The organism is Actinomyces polynesiensis, from assembly GCF_000820725.1.
Classification (GTDB): Bacteria; Actinomycetota; Actinomycetes; order Actinomycetales; family Actinomycetaceae; genus Pauljensenia; species Pauljensenia polynesiensis.
The window spans coordinates 1-4,783 of record NZ_CCXH01000199.1 but is presented as its reverse complement, the minus strand read 5'-3'; the positions used below and the strand labels follow the sequence as shown (position 1 = coordinate 4,783).

The window sequence follows — 4,783 nt, the reverse complement described above, 5'->3', positions numbered from 1 at the left end:
GAGCTGGCCGAGTTCCTCGGCGTTGGGCTTGAGGAAGTCCGGGGCTCCCTGCGGTGCCGCGGCGGCGAGGGCGAGCAGGGGCTCGTCGGAGGTGTCGACCCCGACCCACACCCCCCGGGCCTGCAGGAGACCCACGAGGCGTGCGTACTCATCGGCGGGGATCCCGGGGGCGAGGGAACCGGAGAGCATCGCGATGTCACCCGCCGAGACGGCCGAGGTGAGGACGTCCTCCAGGGCCGAGACCTCGGAGGGGCTGAGGGCGGAACCCGGTTCGTTGATCTTCGTGGTGACGCCCGGTTCGGAGAGCACCGCGAGGTTGGTGCGCACCCGACCCGAGGTCGGGGTCTCGCGGTGGGGCAGGCCCAGGCCGTCGAGCAGCCCGACCAGGGGATCCCCCGGGGCGGCCGGGAAGATGGCCAGGACGTCCAGGCCGGCCCGCGCGATGCCCAGGGCGACGTTGATGCCCTTGCCACCCGGCCCGGTGACGTCGGAGGAGATCCGGTGGACCCCTCCGGGGACGAGTTCCCCGGCCAGGGTGACGGTCCGGTCCAGTGACGGGTTGGCGGTGAGTGTGGTGATCATGCGCGGACGACCTCGATTCCGTTGTCCTCGAAGAGGCTGACGTGTGCATCTGACAGGGAGGTGTCGGAGACGAGGACATCGATCTCCCCGAGCTCCGCGAAGGTGACCAGTTGGCGTTGTCCCGCCTTGGAGGAGTCGGCCACGACGATGCAGCGGGACGCGGCCCGGACCATCGCCGACTTGGTCGCGGCCTCGTCGGGATCGGGGGTCGTGATCCCGTCGGGTCCCATCCCGTTGCACCCGATGAAGGCGACGTCGGGGTGGATCCTGGACAGGGCGCGGACCGTGTCCACGCCGACGGCGGCGTGGGTGAGCCCCCGGACGCTGCCGGGAAGGATCTCGATGTCGACGGTGCCGAGGGCCAGCGCGGCCTCGGCGACGGGCAGGGCATTGGTGACGATCCGCAGGCCACGGTCCGCGAGGTGGGGCACGAGTTCGGTGGTGGTGGAGCCCGCGTCCACGAGGACGGTGGGTTTGGTCCCGCTGGGCAGGAATGCGCTCGCGGCGAGCGCGATGCGGCGCTTGGCCGCGGTGTTCGTCGACAGACGGGTGGGCAGGTCCGGCTCCTCGTCGCTGCGGCTGGGGATGGCCCCGCCGTGGACGCGCGTGAGCAGTCCCAGGGAGGACAGTGTGTCGAGGTCGCGGCGGATCGTCTCCGTCGCGACGGCGAAACGCTGGGCGAGGGCGGACACCGAGACCCGTCCCTCGTGCTCCACCGTCTGCAGGATCTCCTGCTGGCGCTCCTCTGCGTACATCCGCGTCCACTCCGTCGTCGACCGGGCCCGGTTCCGGACCCGCGGCCGGGGCCCAACCATGGGCTCCGATCGATGGCTCACACCGTACACCACAAACCCACAGGAAGCCACTGTGAGTTCATGTTGCTTCATGTGGGGAACGTCGCACGGAAATGAGATGACGGTCACGTCCCGAGCATCTAGGCTGGGGCCAACTCACCGATGAGGAGTCATCATGACTGACAGCACCGAGCCCACCTCGACGACGACGGTCTACGGGACGCCCGTCGTCCCCGGAGTCGCCTACGCCCCCGCAGCGTGGACACGCCGACCGCCGATGCCCCCCGCCACTGCTCCGGAGCTCCCAGAGGACCAACGGGAGGGGGCGGTCGCCGACTTCGACGCCGCCACCAAGGCGGTGGCCGACGGCCTCTTCAAGCGCGCCTCGGAGGCCGAGGGCCACGTCGCGGAGGTGCTCACCGTCACGGCCTCGCTCGCCACCGACCGCGCCTGGAAGCGCGAGGCGACGGGACGCATCCGCAAGGGCACCCCCGCCGTCCAGGCGACCATGGCGGCCACGGAGAAGTTCATCGTGCTCTTCGAGAAGGCCGGCGGGCTGATGGAGGAACGCACCACGGACCTGCGCGACGTGCGCGACCGCGTCATCGCCCACCTCCAGGGCCAGCCCGAGCCCGGGATCCCGCTGGCGGACCATCCCGTGGTGCTCCTCGCCGACGACCTCTCCCCCGCCGACACCGCGGGCCTGCGCCCCGAGCTGTACGTGGCCATCGCCACCCAGGTCGGCGGGCCGACCTCGCACACCTCGATCATCGCCCGCCAACTGGGAATCCCCTGCATCGTCGCCGCCCGCGAGCTCGACGAGATCCCGGACGGCGCCCCCGTCCTCGTCGACGCGCACCGCGGCACCCTCACCCTCGGCGTCGACGAGGCCGGGGCCCTGCAGGCCGTGGCCGAGGACGCGGAGCGTCTCAAGGTGATCCGTCAGTGGCACGGGCCCGCCCACACCGCCGACGGCGTCCCGGTCCAGCTCCTGGCCAACGTCCAGGACGGGGCGGGTGCCGCCGCAGCGGCCGAGGGCGAGGCCGAGGGCGTGGGGCTGTTCCGCACGGAACTGCTCTTCCTCAACACCCCGGTCGAGCCCTCGGTGGACTCCCAGGCCGAGTCCTACGAGCCGGTGTTCGCCGCCTTCCCCTCCTCGAAGGTCGTCGTGCGCACGCTCGACGCGGGCTCCGACAAGCCCGTCCCCTTCGCGACCCTCTCGGAGGAGTTCAACCCGGCGCTGGGCGTGCGCGGCATCCGCACCACCGGCCACAACGAGAAGCTCCTCATCCACCAGCTCGACGCGATCGCCGAGGCGGCGAAGCTCCAGCCCGGCACGGATGTGTGGGTCATGGCCCCGATGGTCTCCACCATCCCCGAGGCCGAGTGGTTCAGCGGCCTCGTCCGCGAGCGCGGCCTGAAGGCGGGGATCATGATCGAGGTCCCCTCCGCGGTGATCCTCATCGACCAGTTCCTCGAGGCCGTCGACTTCGTGTCGATCGGCACGAACGACCTGACCCAGTACACGATGGCCGCGGACCGCATGTCCCCGCACCTGGCGGAGTACACCGACCCCTGGCAGCCCGCGGTGCTCGCGCTCATCGCGCGGACCGCGGCCGAGGGGAGGAAGCAGTCGAAGCCGGTGGGGGTGTGCGGCGAGGCCGCCGCCGACCCGGTGCTCGCCTGCGTGCTCACGGGCATGGGCATCACGAGCCTGTCGATGGCCACCAACGCCATCCCGCCGGTGGGTGCCGAGCTCTCCCAGGTGACCATGGCCCAGTGCGAGGCCGCTGCCGCGGCCGTGCGTGGCTCGCGGGACGCGGGTGCCGCCCGCGAGCGCGCCCGGAAGGCGCTCGGCCTGGCCTGAGTCCGGAATGGGGTCCCGGGGACATCGGCGTCACGCCGCGGTCCCCGGGACCTCCCCCGTGTGAAGCACGCCCCGGGTCCCCGGCCGGTGGATCCACGGGCGACCACCGCGCCTCCCGTCGGCGAGGATGCAACAGGCCCCGGGGAGCAGCCGGGACGGGTCCCCTCAGAGGTCCGCGCGCCCGAACACGGGCAGGTAGGGAGCCAGGTCCGTCCGCTCCCCCGAGGCCTGCACCAGGCCGCCCGTCTCCGCCCCGGCCCAGTCGAGGTCACCGACCACGAGGGCCAGCCAGGTCTGCATGTCGGTCTCGACCACGGCCGGCGGGGTGCCGCGTCGGTGGACCGTGCCCGCGATGATCTGCACCGCACCGGCCGGTGGCACCCGCACCTCCACCGAACGGCCGGGGTGGAGCGCCGCGAGTTCCTCGAGGCTGAACCTCACGGCCGTCAGCAGGTCACGCCGGGGAAGTGAGCCGGGACCCGCCCGCCACGCCCGGACGGCAGCCATCCCCTCGACCGGGTCGATCCGTCTCCTGGGCACCCGCCCATCCTAGGCCGCCGACCCGCCCCGGCCACCGACGAGGGCGGGTCCGCCCTCGTGCGCCCGGGGTCCTGCGCCCGGCTCCCGGAGCCACCTGACCCACCCGGGTCAGGGACCGACCCCATTGCGGGGTCCTCCCGTCAGCCGGGAGAGTGCCACGCGTGCGGCCTCGCGCCCGGCGCGCGTCGCCCCGAGCGTGGAGGCGCTCGAGCCGTACCCGACCAGCAGGACCCGCGGGTCGGCGGCCACCGTCACGCGGCCGTCCATGACGATCCCCCGCTCCCCCGGCTCCCGCAGTCGCAGCGGGGCGAGCGGGCCGAGGGCCGGGCGGAACCCCGTGTTCCAGAAGACCACGTCGGCGTCCACCCAGGTGGGGGCCGCGTACGGCCGCCAGGAGTCCGGTTCCACGAGCCCGCGGTCCCGCTCCCGCGCAGCCGGCCCCAACCCCGCAGGGTCCGCTGAGGTGGCCGCCGGGGAGAACCGCACGCCGTGCGCGCCGATGCGGTCGAACATCCCCCGGCTGACGAGGGTCCCCCGTGCGATGCCGGCGAGGTAGGCGGGCTCCCGGGGGATGCCGGTCGTGCGCACGACGGATGCGGGGGGCAGACCCGCGGCGGTGCGCCGGTCGACGGCCTCCTCCACCTCCGTGCCCCAGACGTGGTCGAAGGTGACGTCGGTGAAGTTCGGCGGGCGCCGCGTCGCCCACACGGTGTGAGCCACGGGCTCGAGCTCCAGGAGGAACTGGACCGCCGAGAACCCGCCCCCGACCACGACGACGCGGGCGCCGGAGAAGTCCTCGGCCCGCGTGTAGTCCACCGTGTGCAGCTGCCGGCCGCGGAACTGCGGTGCCCCCGGCACCCAGGGGACGAAGGGCCTCGACCAGGTCCCCGCCGCGGAGACGACAATGCGGGTCAGCAGGGTGCGGCGCACGGGGTCGGGGCCCCGCCTGTCCTCCACCACGCAGGCGAGCAGCGTGTCGCGGGGAAGGGGCGCCCGGGAG

5 protein-coding genes are annotated in these 4,783 nt (G+C 73.3%); 1 reads left to right on the top strand and 4 read right to left on the bottom strand.

The annotated features are described in order from the left end of the window. Together TA90_RS08515 and TA90_RS08510 are read right to left on the bottom strand one after the other, a co-directional pair. On the bottom strand, window positions 1-582 hold a 582-nt coding region (locus TA90_RS08515), incomplete at its 3' end, for a 1-phosphofructokinase family hexose kinase (RefSeq protein ID WP_043535779.1). Next, window positions 579-1,337, bottom strand: coding sequence for a DeoR/GlpR family DNA-binding transcription regulator (locus tag TA90_RS08510; RefSeq protein WP_043535778.1), 759 nt, complete (start codon window positions 1,335-1,337; stop codon window positions 579-581). The genes TA90_RS08515 and TA90_RS08510, both read right to left, overlap by 4 nt. A 214-nt stretch (window positions 1,338-1,551) precedes the next feature. On the opposite strand from TA90_RS08510, the gene TA90_RS08505 reads away from it, so the two are divergent. After that, a complete protein-coding gene (locus TA90_RS08505; protein ID WP_043535777.1) occupies window positions 1,552-3,243 on the top strand; it encodes a phosphoenolpyruvate--protein phosphotransferase in 1,692 nt (563 codons plus the stop codon). Window positions 3,244-3,408: 165 nt separating this feature from the next. Here the strand turns inward: TA90_RS08505 and TA90_RS08500 are convergent, their stop codons facing one another. Both TA90_RS08500 and TA90_RS08495 read right to left on the bottom strand, forming a co-directional pair. Further along, a complete protein-coding gene (locus tag TA90_RS08500; protein ID WP_043535776.1) occupies window positions 3,409-3,783 on the bottom strand; it encodes a sterol carrier family protein in 375 nt (124 codons plus the stop codon). A gap of 108 nt (window positions 3,784-3,891) precedes the next feature. After that, a partial coding sequence (locus TA90_RS08495; RefSeq protein ID WP_052450685.1) for a hypothetical protein occupies window positions 3,892-4,783 on the bottom strand: 892 nt, incomplete at its 5' end.